Below are 17116 nucleotides of genomic sequence, written 5' to 3' on the forward strand. Positions count from 1 at the left end.
CTCGTTCGATTCGGATGCTTGGGGCAGCGGACAGAAGGGCGTCTACGGAGGAAAGCGGAAGCGCTAGGACTGCGGTGGTGCGAGCGCTCCATGGCTGAGGACACCGGCAGAGTGCATTCGGTTCGCGGCTGCGGGTAGCGGGGAGGAGCAGAACCCGCAGCGGTCACCGATGAGTTCCATTCCGCACCAGTGGCAGTTCTCACGGCGTACGGAGGCCACCAATTGGTACAGGACGGAGATGTCTGGCAGGTAGGCGGCGAATTCCACCAGTTTTCCGGTTCCCCACCATGCCGGGGATTCGGACGGAAGTGCGGACTCGTGAATGGACTGGACCTTCCACGCGGGCGCGAGGGTCTCCTTCACCCACTCCGACTGGGACTGCCCCTTGGCGGTCATCAGGTGGGTGCCGAATTCGGGTCCGGTCGGCGGGTCGGCCTTCGGGCCGACCCTGACGAGCTGCGGTTCGGGCCCCGCGACCACGGCGAACTGCGAGCCGGGTACCCAGGACTTCGCATGGGTCCTGAGGTCGACCGGGACCCGGTCGAACTTGGTGACGGAGTGGAGCAGGGCGCCGGCGTGGATGTAGTGCGTCAGCAGCCGGGCGGCGGAGGCGACCACTCCCGGGCTGAAGTCACAGATGGACAACTGGCGCAGCTGCCTGACGAGTACGGCGACGCCCAGCGGCGGGAGGTCCACCTTCACCAGGGCGACGCGGTCGCTCTCCAGGACCGAGCGTACGGAGTAGAGCCGGCGCTCGTGCGCGGGCGAGATGCCGGACGGGTAGACGGCGACTACATAGCCGTGCTGTTCGAGCAGCACGTGCATGTCACCGATGGCCATCTCCAGCGCCTGGGCATCGGGTGCCTGCAGCAGGGCGGCTGTCGGTGTCTGCTGATCGGTCGGAGGTAGTACCAAGTCAGCACTGGTCACTGCTATTGCGGTCGGCACGCTGTTCCCCGTTTCGGCTCCGGCCGGACGCCGGTCATGACGTCGGCCGCAATCGCTCCTGCTCCGCGGTTCTGCCTCAGCACTTTATCCACGTCCTACCTGGCAGAGAACACTTTTCGGAGGCCAGTCCGACAACATGTGCGAGGCGCCCGCGTATCGCCTGAGTGCTAAATCGGATCAAATCGAAAATGGTCAACTTCTGTACAACTGCGGAGGGTTACGGATCCACCTCCCGGCCACCTTGCTCCGGGAATTCATCCGTGCACGTCAGCGCGGATACGGAACCCTGCGCACCGGCGTCGCCCCGGAGGCCGGATCGTCACTGTCCGAGCACCCCACCCCTTCACCCGCACGCGACCCGGAGAGGTCAACAAAACGTCAATTCCCAGGCGCGCCGACTGGACTTCGACGGCCCGCGGAGGGCGTCGCGGGGCACAAGCGGAGCGCGTACGGGCGCATCCGGCGGACACGATCGCCGCGGGTCCCGTTGCCAGAGGTCTTGACAACTTGATTGGTCTGGACCAGTTTATCGGCCAGCGGTGGCCACCGTTCCTCAACTCCACATCCCCTTCTTCTCCCCGTCACCTCCAGGACGGTCCGGAGTACCGCCGGTCCCCCGCCGGCTCCTCCCCGGGCACCCCCGGCAGGCATCCCCAACTCCCCACGGAGGCAGCAAGTGGAACGTTCCCCCCTCAGCGGCCACAGAATCCACGGGCGCCGCCGAATCCGGCTCGGCGCCGCCATGGCCGTCCTCGCGGCCGGCGCGCTGACCGCCACGGGTCTCACCGGAAGCGCCCAGGCCGCCGACATCAACGTCGCCAAGAACGCGGGCTTCGAGTCCGGGCTCGCCAACTGGTCCTGTACGGGCGGCAGCGGCACCACCGTCTCCTCCCCCGTGCACGGTGGCACCGCCGCTCTCAAGGCCACGCCGTCCGGCCAGGACAACGCGCGGTGCACGCAGACCGTGGCCGTGAAGCCCAACTCGACGTACTCGCTCAGCTCCTGGGTGCAGGGCGGGTACGCGTACCTCGGCGCGAGCGGCACCGGAACCACCGACGTGTCGACCTGGTCACCCGGCTCCGGCAACTGGACCCAGCTCACCACCACCTTCAAGACCGGTCCGAGCACCACCTCGGTCGATGTCTACACGCACGGCTGGTACGGGCAGTCCGCGTATCTGGTGGACGACGTCTCGGTCAACGGCCCCGACGGCGGGGGCGGCACCGACCCGGAGCCGACCATTCCGTCCGCCCCGGCCGGGCTCGCGGTCGGCGCGACCACCACCTCCTCCGTGTCCCTGTCCTGGAACGCGGTGTCCGGCGCGACCGGCTACACCGTCTACCGGGACGGCCAGAAGGCGACCACGGCCACCGGGAACTCGACGACCGTCACGGGGCTGGCCGCCGACACGGCGTACCAGTTCGCGGTGACCGCCACCAACGCGGCCGGCGAATCCGTCAAGTCGACGACGGTCAGCGGCCGTACGGCCAAGGAGGGCGGCGGCAATCCCAACCCCGGCACCTCCGTCCCCAAGCACGCGGTGACCGGCTACTGGCAGAACTTCAACAACGGCGCGACCGTGCAGAAGCTCAGTGACGTACCCGCGAACTACGACATCATCGCGGTCTCCTTCGCCGACGCCACGACCACGCCGGGCGCCGTCACCTTCAACCTGGACACGGCGGGCCTGAACGGCTACACCGTCGACCAGTTCAAGGCCGACGTGAAGGCGAAGCAGGCGGCCGGGAAGAACGTCATCATCTCCGTCGGCGGCGAGAAGGGCTCCATCTCGGTCAACAGCGACGCCTCCGCGACCAACTTCGCGAACTCGGTCTACTCGCTCATCCAGGAGTACGGCTTCAACGGTGTCGACATCGACCTGGAGAACGGTCTCAACTCCACGTACATGACGAAGGCGCTGCGTTCGCTGTCCCAGAAGGCGGGCTCTGGCCTCGTCATCACGATGGCCCCGCAGACCATCGACATGCAGTCCACCGGGGGCGAGTACTTCAAGACGGCGCTCGGCATCAAGGACATCCTGACCGTCGTCAACACCCAGTACTACAACAGCGGTTCGATGCTCGGCTGTGACGGCAAGGTCTACTCGCAGGGCTCGGTGGACTTCCTCACCGCACTCGCCTGCATCCAGCTGGAGGGCGGTCTCGACCCGTCCCAGGTCGGCCTCGGTGTGCCCGCCTCCCCGAGCGGCGCGGGCAGCGGCTACGTGGCGCCCTCGGTCGTGAACGCGGCCCTGGACTGCCTGGCCTCCGGCACCAACTGCGGCACGTTCAAGCCCTCGAAGACGTACCCCGGCATCCGGGGCGCGATGACCTGGTCGACCAACTGGGACGCCAAGTCGGGCAACGCCTGGTCGAACGCGGTGGCCCCGCACGTGCACGGCCTGCCGTAACCAACGGCTGGTGCGTGTCCTGGGCCAGGTGCGTGTCCGACGCCCGGTGCGCACGACTCGGCCGGTACACACACGGCAAGCGGCCCTGACCTCCTGCCGGCATCAATGACCAGCAGCGCCGCCGCTCCCCCGGCGGCGCTGCTGCACGTTCCGGGTCCGGCGGCCGTCCCGCTCCTGTCCCGGACCGGCAACAGAGTGTCCGGGACTTCCCTCATTCCATGGCTGTTCGAGCGCGGGCGTGGCACCGTTGTCGGGCTCGACGGTGATGCGACAGGGGGAGAGTCATGGCCGGGGCGCGGGTGCAGGCACTGGGCGCGGACGATCCGGCGACGCTCGGACCGTACCGGCTGATCGGACGGCTGGCGTCCGGCGGCATGGGGCGGATCTATCTGGCCCGCGGCGGGGAACGCGGCGGGCAGGGGCTCGTCGCCGTGAAGACACTGCTGGCCGAGGGGGACGTCAGCCAGACCGACCGGCGGCGCTTCGCCCGCGAGGTGTCGCTCGCGCAGCGGGTCGACAGCGCGTACACGGCGCGCGTACGGGACGCCGACGCGGAGGCCGAGCGGCCGTGGATGGCCATCGACTACATCGCCGCGCCCTCGCTCGCCGAACTCGTCCGCACCTGCGGGGTGTTGCCCGCTTCGGCCGTACGGTGGATCGCCGCCGGGACGGCGGAGGCGCTGGTGACCCTGCACGGTCTGGGCATCGTCCATCGTGATGTGAAGCCGCAGAACGTGCTGCTGCCGCTGGACGGGCCGCGGGTCATCGACTTCGGCATCTCGCACGCCAGCGATCTCACGCTCACCGGGCTCACGCTCGGCACGATCGCCTTCACCTCCCCGGAGCAGGCGCGCGGCGAGGCGTCGACGGCGGCCTCGGACGTGTACTCGCTGGGCGCGACGCTGTTCCTGCTCGCCACGGGACGGCCGCCGTACGCCGCGGACGGCGACACCCTGCGGCTGCTGGCCCGCGTCCAGCGCGGTGAACTCGACCTCGACGGACTGCCCAAGGAACTCGTCCCGACGATCCGCCCCTGCCTCGCCGCCGACCCGGCCGGGCGCCCGGCCCCCGCCGCGCTGCTCGCCCGCTTCCGCCGGGACCAGGCGGGCCTGCCGGCGACGCACAGCGGTACCCGCTGGCTGCCGCCGCGGTGGACGGAACTGATCGGTGCGTACGCGACCCAGGGCCTGGAGCTCGCGAACGCCCGCCCCGCGAACCCGGCGGCCCCGACCGCCGACGCCCCCACGAACGTGGTGCCGCCGCCCCGCCCGACGATGGTCTACACGGAGCAGCGCAAGGCCCGCGCCGCCCGCGACCGCGCCCGCCGCGACCGTACGCGGCAGGAGCTGGCGGCGCTCGCGGAGCTGGCGGAGCGGCAGCGGGCGGAGCAGGCCGAACGGGAGCGCGAGGAGCGCGAACGGGCCGAAGGCGCCGAGCGGGAACGCGCGGAGCGCGAAAGGGCGCAGGCGGCCCGCCAGGAGGCTCAGCGCGCCGAGCGGGAACGCGCGGAGGCCGCCCGCCAGGAGGCCGCACGCGCCGAGCGGCAACGGGCCGCGCAGGACCAGGCCCGGCGGGAGGCGGCCGCGCGGGAGCGGGCCAGGCGGGAGCGGGCCGAGAGGCAGCGCGCGGAGGAGGCCGCCCGCGCCGAGCAGGCGATCCGCGCGGCGCGTGCGCGGGCGGCCGCTTCCTCCAACGCCTCGGCCGGCAACGCCTCGCCCGCCGGGAACGCGCGTCCGTCGGGCGGCTCCTCGGGCAGCTCCTCGAACTGGGGCTGGCTGATCGCCGTCGCCGTCGTCGTCGCCCTGATGATCTGGCAGCCCTGGAACACCTCGGGGAAGGCGGGCGGCAGCGGCGGTTCCTCCGCCGGCACCACCACTTCCGGTGCCGTCACGTCCGGCAGCGGTCTCGACACCCACTCCGACGACGAGAACACCGGCACCGACGACGAGAGCGGCGACTCCGGGGGCACCTCGGACGAGCCGACCCCGACCCCGACCCCGACCCCCACACCCACTCCGACACCCACCCCGACACCCGACGCCATCGACCGGGCGTTCCGCGCCGTGAGTGCCGGCGACTGCCTCGATGTGTACAACGACGGGCACGGCAAGATGAGCGCCACGACCCCGGTCCGGGTCAACTGCCGTGCTGGAAACGCCTATATGCATGTCAACCAGGTCACCTCACGGCCCGGGGAATCCAGCTCCTGCGACACGGGGCAGGGCTTCACCTGGTGGCACAAGTCCGGTGTGGACGGGGTCGAGCGCACGCTCTGCCTCGACCGCGTGTACCAGGTGGGCCAGTGCTTCCCCGCGCAGGTCCAGGGGGCCGTCGACGCCGATCTGACGGTGGTGCTGTCCTGCAACTCGTCGACCGTCCCCCGGGCCGGCCAGTCGATCCTCCGGATCACCGGGTACTACCGGGCGCCCTCCGCCGGTACCAAGTGGACCTGCCCGGCCGGGAGCGGGGAGCGGTTCTGGTACTGGCAGGTGAACAACGGCCGGAGCATCATCTGCGCCTCGGCGGCCTGACGGACGCGGCCCTTCGTCCCCGTGCGCCTCCCCCCTCCCCCGTCCCGGAATCCTCTGCGGCGCTGTCGGTGCTCTCTGCTAGCTTCGTGCGGCTCGTGTGATCCACGAGCCTTCAGCAAACACAGGGGAGGGCCACTTGACCAGGTTCGGGAGAAGACGCAGACGCGGTCGGATGGTGGTGGGGAGCTGCTTGGCGGCGCTGCTGGCCACGCCTGCCGGTACGGCGTACGCGGTGGACAATCTGCCGCCGAAGCAGCCGTTGGTCCAGGACCTCCAGACGCAGGGCAAGGCCTGCGCGACCGGCGACGACATGCCCTACGTATCGGAGCCGCCCAGGCTCAGCGCCATGCTGTACGACCCGGAGGAGGACAATCAGCCCTCCGAGTCCAGCCCGGTCAAGGGCGAGTTCGAGGCATGGTGGAAGGACGGGGCAGGGGCGGAGCAGCGCCGTGCCTACACCACCATCACGTTGTCGTCGGGGTCTCGCCACTACTGGACCTTGCCCGACGACATCCCGGCGAACACGGTCGTCTCCTGGCACGTCCGCGCGAACGACGGCAAGGCGACCTCCGCATGGAGCGATGAGGGCGACGGCTCGGTCTGCTCGTTCGTGTACGACGACATGAACCCTGAGAAGGCGACGCTCGGATCCCCCGAGTACCCCGAGCCGGAGGACGAGTTCTGGGTGGACGGGGTCGGCGTCTACGGCCACTTCACCATGGACTCGCCCTCCGACGACGTGGTGTCGTACACGTACCGATTCCTGGGCGGCCCGCAGGAGACCGTCTTCGCCGAGCAGCCCGGCGCGGCTGTGACCGTTCCGTACCTGCCGCTCACTTCCGGGCCCAAGTCGCTGACGGTCCGTGCGATCGACCGGTCGGGCCGAAGCAGTGGGGAGTCGCGGTACGACTTCAACGTGAAGTCCGGGCGTGCCCCTGTCGCCCGCTGGAAGCTGGACGATCCGGCAGGCTCCCGCTCGGCCGCTGCCGAGACGGGCGCCGTCGCCCGTGCCGGGACCGGCGTGACCTTCGGCGGCCCGGCGCCCTCGGGCACCGGAGCCACCGCCACGGCCCGCCTCGACGGCAGCGGCCACGGCTTCCTCACCACGGACGCCCCGGCCACCGACATCCGAGGGACCTTCGCCGTCAGCGCCTGGGTGCGGCCCGCCGAAACCGGTCGGGACATGACCGTCGCCAGCCAGGACGCGGCCGGGAGGCCCGGCTTCGGCCTTGGGCTGCGCGACCAGGACCCCGGCCCTGTCTGGTCGTTCGCGATCGCGGGCGCGCGGGTGTCCGGTGGCACGCCCGAGACCGGCGAGTGGGCCCATCTGCTGGGGCTGTACGACGCGGAGACCGGCCGCGCCCAGTTGTACGTCAACGGTCATGAGGTCGGCACCGCGGCAGAGGCGACTCCCGCCGAGGCGGCCGGCGCGTTCCAGATCGGACGCGCCCTCGGAGCCACCGGCTACCGTGACCGGTGGCATGGTGACATCGGTGACGTACAGGTCCACGACCGGGTCGTGGTCCCGGACGAGGTGGCCGAACTGGCACTGCGCAAGCCGAAGCTGCTCGGCCACTGGTCGATGGAGACCGCGGCGGACGGTACGAGCCCCGAGCAGTCGGACGGCGCACCCCTGCGGCTCGGTGCGGGAGCCTCGATCTACCGGGGCTCCGACAGTTCCTGCATCCCCGAAGCGGACCCCGACTGCCCCTACGTACCGCCGCCGCTCGTCGGCGACGGGCATCTCCGCCTGGACGGCGGGACCGGGTACGCCGCTGCCGACGGACCCGTCGTGGACACCGGGGACGGTTTCACCCTCGGCGTCGTCGTGCGCCTCGCGGACTCCGCGCCGGCCCACCCGATGACCGTGCTCTCGCAGGCCGGCGAGCACACCGACGCGTTCAAGGTGCGCTACGAGCCGTCCACGCACGCCTGGCAGCTGGTTGTGCCGGAGAGGGACGAGGCCGGGGCCCCCGAGAAGGTGGTGTCCCAGATCGCGGGCGCGGACGGCGGCGTGGGCCAGGGGCATCGCCTCGCCGTGGTCTACGACGACGGAACCGACACGATCAAGCTCTACCTCGACGGCTACACCAACGCCGCGGCGAGCGCGACTCTCCCTCACGGCCCGCACAGCACCGGTGCCCTCCAGATCGGCCGGGCCCAAGTCGGTGACGGTTGGGGCGAGTACCTCCACGGCGATGTGGACGAGGTGCAGGCCTACTCCGGTGCGCTGCGGGACGAGGACGTGCTCGGCCTGGGCTGGGGTACGGATCCCTGCCTGTGCTGATCCGTCCGTTGCTGACCCGTCCCCGCTGAGCAGGGACGCCGGCCTCCCGACGGCCCGCCGGAACCGAGGTTCCTGCGGGCCGTCGGGCTTCGGGCAGCCGCCGGGTATCACGGCCGGGACCCGATGAAGCCCTCGCCCTAGATCACCAGGCTGAGCAGCGCCGCCACCGCGAACCCCGCGACGCACAGGACCGTCTCCAGGACCGTCCAGGACTTCAGGGTGTCGCGTTCGGAGATGCCGAAGTACTTCGACACCATCCAGAAGCCGCCGTCGTTCACGTGCGAGGCGAAGATCGAACCGGCCGAGATCGCCATGATGATCAGGGCCAGATGGGCCTGCGAGAGGTCCTGGCCCTCGACCAGGGGGACGACGATGCCGGCGGTGGTGACGATGGCGACGGTCGCCGAGCCCTGGGCGACGCGCAGGACCACGGAGATCAGCCAGGCGAGCAGGATGACCGGCAGGCCGACGTCGTTGAAGGTCTTGGCGAGGGCGTCCGCGATGCCGCTGGCCTTGAGGACGGCGCCGAACACGCCGCCCGCGCCGACGACCAGCAGGATGTTGCCGACCGGCTTGAGGGACGAAGTGGACACCGATTCGAGGGACTTGCGGGACCAGCCGCGGCGGATGCCCAGCAGGTAGTACGCCAGTACCAGCGCGATCGTCAGGGCGACGAAGGGGTTGCCGAAGAACTCGATGACGGAGCGCGGGGTGGAGGGGTCCAGCGCGATGGAGGAGAACGTCGCGGCCAGGATCAGCACCAGTGGAGTGCCGGTGATCGTGAGTACGGTGGAGAGCGCGACCGGCTCCTCGCGCGGGGTGACTCCGGCGGCCCGCTGCTCGGCGACGACCGCCGCCCTGGCCTCCTCGGCGGCCTCGACCATGTCCTGCGGGACCGCGACGAATATGCGCTTCCCGATCCACGCGGCGTAGCCCCAGGCGGCGAGGACGGACGGGATGCCGACGACGGCGCCCATCAGGATGACCCAGCCGAGGGAGACGTGGAAGAGTCCGGCGGCGGCGACCGGTCCCGGGTGCGGCGGCAGGAAGGCGTGGGTCATCGAGAGGCCCGCCAGCAGCGGCATCGCATAGAGCAGGATCGACTTGCCCGAGCGTTTGGCGGCGGCGTAGACGATCGGTGCGAGGACGAAGATGCCGACGTCGAAGAAGACCGGGATGCCGAAGATGAGGCCGGTCAGGCCCATGGCGAGCGGGGCGCGCTTCTCGCCGAAGAGGTTCAGCAGGCGGGAGCTCAACACCTCGGCGCCGCCGGAGACTTCGAGGATCGAGCCGAGCATCGTGCCGAGCCCGATGATGATCGCCACATGGCCGAGGATGCCGCCCATGCCGGATTCGATGACGGAGACGGCGGCGGACCTCTGGACCGTGCCGAAGAGTTCGGTGACGGAGAGTCCGGCGCCCAGGCCGACGGCTATGGAGACGGCGAGCAGCGCGACGAACGGCTGCAGCCTGACCTTGATGATCAGGAAGAGGAGGAGCGCGATCCCGAGGGCGGCGACGGTGAGCAGACCGGCGGTGCCGTCGATCAGCGGAAGGATGCCGCCGGTGTGGGGCGGTGTCTCGGCCGGTGGTGGGTTTGCGGCGAGCAGCATGCGTGACTCCGTTGTCGGAGAAGGTTTTCGGGTGTGGGGGAGCGCGGCACGGCGCTCCTGCGAGGTGGAGCGCCGTGCCGTGCGCGTGGAGCCGGTGCGGCAAGTGGATCAGCTGGTTCAGCCGAGAACCGCGAGGGCGTCGATCTCGATCAGCAGGCCCTTGGGGAGGCCGACGTAGACCGTCGTACGGGCGGCGGGGGCCGCCTTGAGGTTCTGCTCGGCGAAGTAGGAGTTGTAGATCTCGTTCATCTCGGCGAAGTGGTCCACGTCCGTGAGGTAGACGCGCATCATCATCACGTCGTCCCAGCTCGCGCCGCCCTCCTCCAGGATCGCCTTGACGTTGGCGAAGGTCTGGAGGGTCTGCTCGCGCAGCGTCGGACCGGCGGGGGTCGGGGCCTGGCCCTCGACGGCGGGCAGGAAGCCGACCTGGCCGGCGACCTGGAGGATGTTCCCCTTCTTCACCCCGTGCGAGAACTTCGCGGGGGGCGTGGTGTGGGTGCTCGGGGTGAGGGCGATCTTCTCGGTCATGGCTTTCAGGCTTTCTTGGGTCGGGTGGTGCCGGAGTATTCCCGGCTGATGGTGTCGGCGGTGCGGCGCACCAGCGGGAGCAGGGTGAGGAGTTCCTCGGCCGTGACGACGACATTGGGCGCGGACACCGACATCGCGGCGACGACCCGCCCGTCCGCCCCCCGGATGGGGGCGCCGATGCAGTTGATGGACTCCTCGTGGCCGCCGAGGTCGGTGGCCCAGCCCTGTTCGCGGACGGCGGTGAGCTCCTTGAGGAAGGCACCGGCGTTCGGGGTCGAACGGGACGTGTACATGGGGTAGTCGAGCTTCTCGGCGACGGCGCGCCGCTCGGGCTCGGAGAGGTCGGCGAGGAGCAGCTTCGCGACGGCGGCGACGGTGATCGCGACGGGCTTGCCGATCCGCGAGTACATCCTGACCGGGTAGCGGCTCTCGACCTTGTCGATGTAGAGGACCTCCTGCTCCTCGTACACCGCGAGATGCACGGTGTGGCCGCAGCTCTCGTTGAGTTCGACGAGGTGGGGGTGGGCGATCTCCCGTACGTCGAGGTTCTCGACGGCCTCCTGCGCGAGGGCGAAGAGCCGGGCGCCGAGGCGGTAGCGCTGGTCCTGCTGGCGGTAGACGAGCCCGTGCTCGTGGAGCGTACGGAGCAGGCGCAGCGCCGTGGACTTGTGGACGCCGAGCCGCTCGGCGACCTGGCCGAGGTCGGCGGGTCCCTGGGCGAGCAGCGGCAGGATGCTCAGCGCCCGGTCGACGGTCTGACTCATGTCGTACGTACCTCCTGGTCGTCCCCCGTCCACCCGGGGCCGAGACGAAGTCTCCCCCAGGCCTCGTCGTCCAGTGCGGCAAGGGCGTCGGCGTGCGCGCGGGCCGGCGGGGCGGTGAGGTCGCCGGGGACGGTGAGGACGGCGGCGGCCATGAGGTGGCCGTGCCGGACGCGGTCGCGCACGGGGAGGTCGCGGAGGGTGGCGGAGAGGAAGCCGGCGGCGAAGGCGTCGCCGGCGCCGACGGGTGCGACGACGTCCACGCGCAGGGCGGGGACGGTGGTGACGTCGTCGGCCCCGGGCCCCTCACCCGTCCCGTCCCCGGGCCCGGTCCCGGAGAAGACCGTCGCGCCCTCCGCGCCGCGCTTCACGACCAGGACGGACGGCTCCGGCAGCGCCGCGCGGATCGCCTCCGCGCCGGTCACCCCCCATGCCTCCTGCGCCTCGTCCTCGCCGACGAAGACCAGGTCGCTGCGGCGGGCCAGGTCGAGGAGCACCTCGGGGGACGCGTCGGCGTCGCGCCACAGGCCGGGCCGGTGGTTGACGTCGAAGGAGATCAGCGGGCGGCCGGGGCGGGGCGTGGTCAGGTCGTGGAGCAGGTCCAGGCAGTCGGCGGAGAGCGCCGCGGTGATGCCGGACAGGTGCAGGACCCGGGCCGCGGGGAGCGTCTCGTACGGGATGTTCCGCGGCGACATCGCGGAGGCGGCGGAGCCGGCCCGGTAGTAGGCGACCTCGTGCACATCGGTGGCCCGGTCGGTGGCGGTGCGGAAGTAGATCCCGGTGGGCCGCGAGGGGTCGCGCCGCACTCCGGAGGTGTCGACCCCGTACCCGGCGATCGCCCCGACGAGGTGGTCGCCGAAGCCGTCCGCGCCGACCCGGCTGACCCAGGCCGCCCGGTGCCCGGCCGCGGCCAGCGCGCAGGCGACGTTGGACTCGGCGCCGCCGATGCCGCGGCCGAAGGAGGGCACGTCGGCGAGGCGTCCGGGCTGCGACGGCAGGAACGTCACCATGGACTCGCCGAGGCACACGACTTCGGCGGTCGTGGCGGCGTCGGCGGTCCTGGCCGGGGTTCCGGACACTCGGGGCTCCTCGCGGGTTCGGTGATGCGGTTCGGGGCGCGGCGGGGGTACACGCCATTGACCCGGCGTCGGCTCGGATGTTAGACAGCGTCAAGCGATATACGCAATGGGTGTTGCATATGATGCAACGACGACTTCGATCGAGGAGACCCCCTTGGGTGCCGACCGTCCTGTGTCCGGACTCGCCGACGAGCCCGTCGACCACCGCTTCAAGGCGCTCCCGCCCGACGCGGAGGGCCTGACCGTCGGCGCTCTCGCCGCCGAGCGGCGCAACCTCTTCACGGGCGGCTTCACCACCCCGGTGCTCGCCCTGTCCGCCGAGTCGGTCGAGCACAACCTCGCCCTCCTGGAGACGTACGCGGAGCGCCACGGGCTCGCCTTCGCCCCGCACGGCAAGACCTCCATGTCCCCGCAGCTCTTCGCCCGCCAGCTGGAGTACGGCGCCTGGGGCATCACCGCCGCCGTGCCGCACCAGGCGCGGGTGTACCGGGCGTACGGGATCCGGCGGATCTTCCTCGCCAACGAGCTCGTCGACGCCGCGGCGCTGCGCTGGCTCGCCGCCGAGCTGGACTCCGATCCGGAGTTCCGCTTCGTCTGCTACGTCGACTCGGTGCGCGGCGTGGAGCTGATGGACGAGGCGCTGCGCGCGGCGGGCGCCTCCCGCCCCGTCGACGTCGTGGTGGAGCTGGGCGCGGGCGAGGGTGCGCGCACCGGTGTCCGCACCGAGGCGGAGTGCGCGGCGGTGGCCGACGCGGTGGCGGCGACCGGGACGCTGCGTCTGGTGGGCGTGGCGGGTTACGAGGGCGAGGTGCCGGAGGCGTCCGGCGAGCGGGTACGGGACTGGCTGCGCCGGCTCGTCGCGCTGGCCGTCGGCTTCGACCGCGCGGGGCGCTTCGAGGCCGGCGAGGAGATCGTGATCAGTGCGGGCGGCAGCGCGTGGTTCGACGCGGTGGCGGATGTGTTCACACAGATCCCGGAGCTGTCGGCGCCGGTGCTGAAGCTGCTGCGCTCGGGCGCCTATGTCTCGCACGACGACGGCCACTACCGCCATCTGACCCCGTTCAACCGGGTGCCGGAGGAGGGGGAGCTGCAGCCCGCCTTCCGGCTGTGGGCGCAGGTCGTGTCGCGCCCGTCGGCCGAGCAGGCGTTCCTCAACGCGGGCAAGCGGGACGCGGCGTACGACCTCGACCTGCCCGAGGCGCAGGTCGTGCGGTCCGGCCGGGACGGCACGGTCCGGCCCGCGGCGGGTGTCTCGGTGACCGGGCTCTCGGACCAGCACACCTGGGTGCGTACGGAGCCGGGTGCGGAGCTGGAGGTCGGCGACTGGGTGGGGATGGGCCTTTCGCATCCGTGCACCAGCTTCGACAAGTGGCAGCTCATTCCGCTGGTCGCGGCGGACGGGACGGTCACGGACTACATCCGCACGTTCTTCTGATGCCCACGGGGGGAGCTGCCCCCGCGGGGCAGCTCCCCCCGCCCCGCCCCTTCCCGCAACCGGGGGCGCCGCCCCCGGAACCCGCTCCTCGATCGCCGGAGGGGCTTGAACTGGAGCCCCTCATGGACCTGGTCATCCGTAACGCCCATGTCGTCGACGGCACCGGCGCCCCCCGCCGCCGTGCCGATGTGGCCCTCACCGACGGCCGGATCGCCGAGATCCACCCGGAGGGCTCCCCCGGCCCGCGCCCCTTTGCCCGCCGCACGCTCGACGCCGACGGGCTCGTCCTGACGCCCGGCTTCATCGACATGCACGCGCACAGTGATCTCGCGCTGCTCCGCGACCCGGACCACAGTGCCAAGGCCGCACAGGGCGTCACCCTCGAAGTCCTCGGCCAGGACGGCCTGTCGTACGCCCCGGTCGACGACCGGACGCTCGCCGAGGTCCGCCGCTCCATCGCCGGCTGGAACGGCGGTGCGCCCGAGGACACGGACATCGACTTCGACTGGCGCACGGTCGGCGAGTACCTGGACCGCCTGGACCGCAACTTCGACGGCCGGGGCATCGCGGTCAACGCCGCCTACCTCATCCCGCAGGGCACGGTCCGGATGTACGCGATGGGCTGGGAGGACCGCCCCGCCACCGGTGCCGAACTGACCCGGATGAAGGAGCTCGTCGCCCAGGGCATGGCGGAGGGCGCGGTCGGCATGTCCTCCGGCCTCACGTACACCCCCGGCATGTACGCGGACGACGCCGAACTCACCGAACTGTGCCGGGTGGTGGCCGCGTACGACGGCTACTACTGCCCGCACCACCGTTCGTACGGGGCGGGCGCGCTCGGCGCGTACGAGGAGATGGTGCAGCTCACCAGGAACGCGGGCTGCGCCCTGCATCTCGCCCACGCCACCATGAACTTCGGCGTGAACAAGGGCAGGGCGCCCGAGCTGCTCGCCCTGCTCGACGACGCCCTCGGCTCGGGCGCCGACATCTCCCTCGACACCTACCCGTACACCCCCGGGTGCACGACCCTCGTCGCGATGCTGCCCAGCTGGGCGAGCGAGGGCGGGCCCGAGTCGGTGCTCACCCGGCTCGCGGACGACGCGACGGCGGAACGGATCCGGCACCACCTGGAGGAGCTGGGATCGGACGGCTGCCACGGCGTGCCGATCGAGTGGGACACCATCGAGATCTCGGGGGTCGGCACGCCCGCGCTCGCCGACCACGTCGGACGCACGGTCGCCGAGTCCGCCCGGCTGCGCGGCGAGGCGCCGTGGGTGACCGCGCGCAGGCTGCTCGTCGAGGACCGGCTCGGCTCGACGATCCTCCAGCACGTGGGCCACGAGGAGAACGTACGGGAGATCATGCGCCACCGGGTGCACACCGGGGGCAGCGACGGCATCCTCCAGGGCGACAAGCCGCACCCGCGCGCCTACGGCACGTTCCCGCAGTATCTCGGCCGGTACGTAAGGGAGTTGGGCATCCTGTCGCTGGAGGAGTGCGTCGCCCACCTCACCTCGCGCCCGGCCCGGCGGCTGCGCCTGGCCGACCGGGGGCACGTCCGCGAGGGCTACCGCGCCGACCTGGTCCTCCTCGATCCGGCGACGGTGGCGGCGGGCTCCACGTTCGAGGAGCCGCGCACCCTGCCGGCCGGCATCCCGCACGTACTGATCGACGGCCGGTTCGTCATCGAGGACGGCCGCCGCACCCAGACACTGGCGGGCCGGGCCGTCCGGGGAACGGGGCGCGCCGCCGGGTAGCGCGCCCGGCCCTCACTCCCCCGCCTGCTCCTTCGCCCAGGCCAGGTCCTCCTCGGTGGGGGCGTCGTCCTGGGTGAGGCTGCGCCGCCAGTACCCGCTGAACCGCACGGCCGCCCGGGGCAGCCCGCGCTCCTCGACCAGATGGCGGCGCAGGTCCCGTACCGCCCCCGCCTCACCGGCCAGCCACGCGGCCCCGGCCCCGGTGGGCAGCCGGGCCGCCCGCACCGCGTCCGCCAGTGACCCGCCCCGGTCGCGGTGCGCCCAGTGGACGGTCACATCGCCGGGCGAGCCGAGCGGCCGCTCCTCCGCCGCGTCGGCGACCTCGGCGCAGACGAGCGCCCGCGCACCGGCCGGCAGGGACTCCAGCAGGGTCGCGATCGCGGGGAGCGCCGTCTCGTCACCGGCCAGCAGCAGCCAGTCTGCGGCGGGCAGCGGCCGGGCGTACAGCGACGACGGGCCGACCATGCCGAGCACGTCGCCGGGTCGCGCGTCCCGTCCCCAGCGGGCGGCGGGCCCGTCGTCGCCATGGAGCACGAAGTCGACCGCCATCACGTCCAGTCGGCGGTCGTACCCGCGGACGGTGAAGCTCCGCATCAGTGGCCGCTCGGACCCGGGGATCGCGAGGTACGCCTCGTACCACCGCATGCCGTACGTGTCGTCGGCCTCCGGCTCCGGCAACCGGGGCACCGCTTGCCCCGTCCTGGGGAAGCAGAGCTTCATCTGCTGGTCGGGCCGGTCCTCCATGAGCCCCGCCAGCGCGTCACCGGCGAAGGTGACGCGCACCGTCCGCGGAGTGATCCGCTCCACACCCACGACCCGCACATACGAAACGGTCAACGCCTGCCCCATCGCGGCTCCCGCCCTCTCCGACTGATAGCTTACGCCGTAAGGAATTACCCGGGAGAAATTACTTTACGACGTAAGGAGTCGCAAGTGGTGGTCTTTGCCGGACAGGGCGACGCCCGCCGTTCGATGTCCCTGCTCTGGCGTTCCGGCCGGCCGGAGCAGCAGGGCCGGCGCCCCGGCCCCGGCCCCCGGCCCGGGCTGAGCGTCGACGTGATCGTGACCGCCGCGATCGCCGTCGCGGACGGGGACGGCATGGCCGCGCTGTCGATGCGCGCGGTGGGCGAGCGGCTCGGCCGCACCGCGATGGCGCTCTACACCTACGTCCCCGGCAAGAGCGAGCTGCTGGACCTGATGTACGACGCGGTCCACGCCGAGCTGCCCACGGAGTACGACGACACCGGCGACTGGCGTGCGGCACTGACCGACTGGGCCCGGGACACGCTGGAGTTCCACCTCCGTCACCCCTGGGTGCTCCAGGTCTCGCAGGCCCGCCCGGTCCTCGGCCCGCACGAGTACGCGGGACTGGACACCCTCGTACGCCTGCTGACCGCGACCGGGCTCGAAGCGCGGCTGCTGCGGCGGCTGACCGGCACGCTGTCCCACTTCGTCCGCGGCTGCGCCGGCACGGTCGCCGAGGCCCGGCAGGCCGCGGCGGCGACGGGCGAGCCGGACGAGGAGTGGTGGTTCGCCCGCTCGGCGCTGCTGGGCGAGGTGGCCCCCGACTTCGCGGAGCGCTATCCGCACCTGATGGCGATGGAGACCGGTTCCGCCCCGCAGCCACCGGCTCCGGCCCCCGCGCCCGGCGAGGAGGCGGTGCCGTACCTGGAGCGGGAGGCGAGGGAGACGTTCGACGTGGGACTCGGGGTGCTGCTGGACGGGATCGAGGCGGCGATCGGACGCGCGGCGGCCCCGTGAGGCGCG

12 protein-coding genes are annotated in these 17116 nt (G+C 71.8%); 6 read left to right on the top strand and 6 right to left on the bottom strand.

The features are described 5' to 3' along the window. Positions 1 to 63: 63 nt before the first annotated feature. A complete protein-coding gene (locus ACWCPY_RS09770) occupies positions 64 to 930 on the bottom strand; it encodes a hypothetical protein (protein WP_451263805.1) in 867 nt (288 codons plus the stop codon). 694 nt (positions 931 to 1624) lie between these two features. Here ACWCPY_RS09770 and ACWCPY_RS09775 point away from each other — a divergent pair. The 3 genes from ACWCPY_RS09775 (at position 1625) to ACWCPY_RS09785 (ending at position 8176) form a co-directional block, all read left to right on the top strand. Further along, complete coding sequence (locus tag ACWCPY_RS09775; protein WP_451263806.1) at positions 1625 to 3358, top strand: chitinase; 1734 nt, start codon at positions 1625 to 1627, stop codon at positions 3356 to 3358. Positions 3359 to 3642: 284 nt separating this feature from the next. Next, positions 3643 to 5889 carry a serine/threonine-protein kinase gene (locus ACWCPY_RS09780; RefSeq protein ID WP_451263807.1) on the top strand — a complete coding sequence of 749 codons (2247 nt, stop codon included), beginning with the start codon at positions 3643 to 3645 and terminating at the stop codon, positions 5887 to 5889. A 172-nt stretch (positions 5890 to 6061) separates the two neighbouring features. After that, a complete protein-coding gene (locus ACWCPY_RS09785) occupies positions 6062 to 8176 on the top strand; it encodes a LamG domain-containing protein (protein WP_451263808.1) in 2115 nt (704 codons plus the stop codon). 137 nt (positions 8177 to 8313) lie between these two features. Here the strand turns inward: ACWCPY_RS09785 and ACWCPY_RS09790 are convergent, their stop codons facing one another. The 4 genes from ACWCPY_RS09790 to ACWCPY_RS09805 form a co-directional block, all read right to left on the bottom strand. Further along, positions 8314 to 9789 (bottom strand): GntP family permease, encoded by a 1476-nt coding sequence (locus ACWCPY_RS09790; RefSeq protein ID WP_451263809.1) that lies wholly within the window; start codon positions 9787 to 9789, stop codon positions 8314 to 8316. Positions 9790 to 9906: 117 nt separating this feature from the next. Beyond that, complete coding sequence (locus tag ACWCPY_RS09795) at positions 9907 to 10317, bottom strand: RidA family protein (protein ID WP_189545226.1); 411 nt, start codon at positions 10315 to 10317, stop codon at positions 9907 to 9909. A gap of 5 nt (positions 10318 to 10322) precedes the next feature. Next, entirely contained in the window at positions 10323 to 11081 is a 759-nt protein-coding gene (locus ACWCPY_RS09800; protein ID WP_451263810.1) for an IclR family transcriptional regulator, read from the bottom strand. Further along, the gene (locus ACWCPY_RS09805) at positions 11078 to 12157 is read right to left on the bottom strand and encodes a sugar kinase (protein WP_451263811.1); all 1080 of its coding nucleotides are present in this window, start codon (positions 12155 to 12157) and stop codon (positions 11078 to 11080) included. Before ACWCPY_RS09805 ends, ACWCPY_RS09800 begins: the two co-directional genes overlap by 4 nt. A gap of 106 nt (positions 12158 to 12263) precedes the next feature. On the opposite strand from ACWCPY_RS09805, the gene ACWCPY_RS09810 reads away from it, so the two are divergent. Both ACWCPY_RS09810 and ACWCPY_RS09815 read left to right on the top strand, forming a co-directional pair. After that, positions 12264 to 13592, top strand: coding sequence for an alanine racemase (locus tag ACWCPY_RS09810; RefSeq protein WP_451263812.1), 1329 nt, complete (start codon positions 12264 to 12266; stop codon positions 13590 to 13592). Between the two features lie 122 nt (positions 13593 to 13714). After that, entirely contained in the window at positions 13715 to 15349 is a 1635-nt protein-coding gene (locus ACWCPY_RS09815; RefSeq protein ID WP_451263813.1) for an N-acyl-D-amino-acid deacylase family protein, read from the top strand. A 12-nt stretch (positions 15350 to 15361) separates the two neighbouring features. Here ACWCPY_RS09815 and ACWCPY_RS09820 read toward each other — a convergent pair whose 3' ends face one another. Next, positions 15362 to 16198, bottom strand: a complete 837-nt coding sequence (locus ACWCPY_RS09820) for a siderophore-interacting protein (protein WP_451263814.1) — start codon at positions 16196 to 16198, stop codon at positions 15362 to 15364. Positions 16199 to 16282: 84 nt separating this feature from the next. Here ACWCPY_RS09820 and ACWCPY_RS09825 point away from each other — a divergent pair, with 84 nt between their 5' ends. Further along, positions 16283 to 17110, top strand: coding sequence for a TetR/AcrR family transcriptional regulator (locus ACWCPY_RS09825; protein ID WP_451263815.1), 828 nt, complete (start codon positions 16283 to 16285; stop codon positions 17108 to 17110). Positions 17111 to 17116: the final 6 nt, after the last annotated feature.

Source organism: Streptomyces sp. NPDC002403 (assembly GCF_053593015.1).

What these genes read in the sequence shown, in the direction of transcription:
- ACWCPY_RS09810 (WP_451263812.1), top strand. Translation starts at nt 12,264, where the DNA reads ATGGGTGTTGCATATGATGCAACGACGACTTCGATCGAGGAGACCCCC.
- ACWCPY_RS09785 (WP_451263808.1), top strand. Translation starts at nt 6,062, where the DNA reads ATGGTGGTGGGGAGCTGCTTGGCGGCGCTGCTGGCCACGCCTGCCGGT.
- ACWCPY_RS09815 (WP_451263813.1), top strand. Translation starts at nt 13,715, where the DNA reads ATGGACCTGGTCATCCGTAACGCCCATGTCGTCGACGGCACCGGCGCC.
- ACWCPY_RS09820 (WP_451263814.1), bottom strand. Translation starts at nt 16,198, where the DNA reads ATGGGGCAGGCGTTGACCGTTTCGTATGTGCGGGTCGTGGGTGTGGAG.
- ACWCPY_RS09795 (WP_189545226.1), bottom strand. Translation starts at nt 10,317, where the DNA reads ATGACCGAGAAGATCGCCCTCACCCCGAGCACCCACACCACGCCCCCC.
- ACWCPY_RS09800 (WP_451263810.1), bottom strand. Translation starts at nt 11,081, where the DNA reads ATGAGTCAGACCGTCGACCGGGCGCTGAGCATCCTGCCGCTGCTCGCC.
- ACWCPY_RS09790 (WP_451263809.1), bottom strand. Translation starts at nt 9,789, where the DNA reads ATGCTGCTCGCCGCAAACCCACCACCGGCCGAGACACCGCCCCACACC.
- ACWCPY_RS09780 (WP_451263807.1), top strand. Translation starts at nt 3,643, where the DNA reads ATGGCCGGGGCGCGGGTGCAGGCACTGGGCGCGGACGATCCGGCGACG.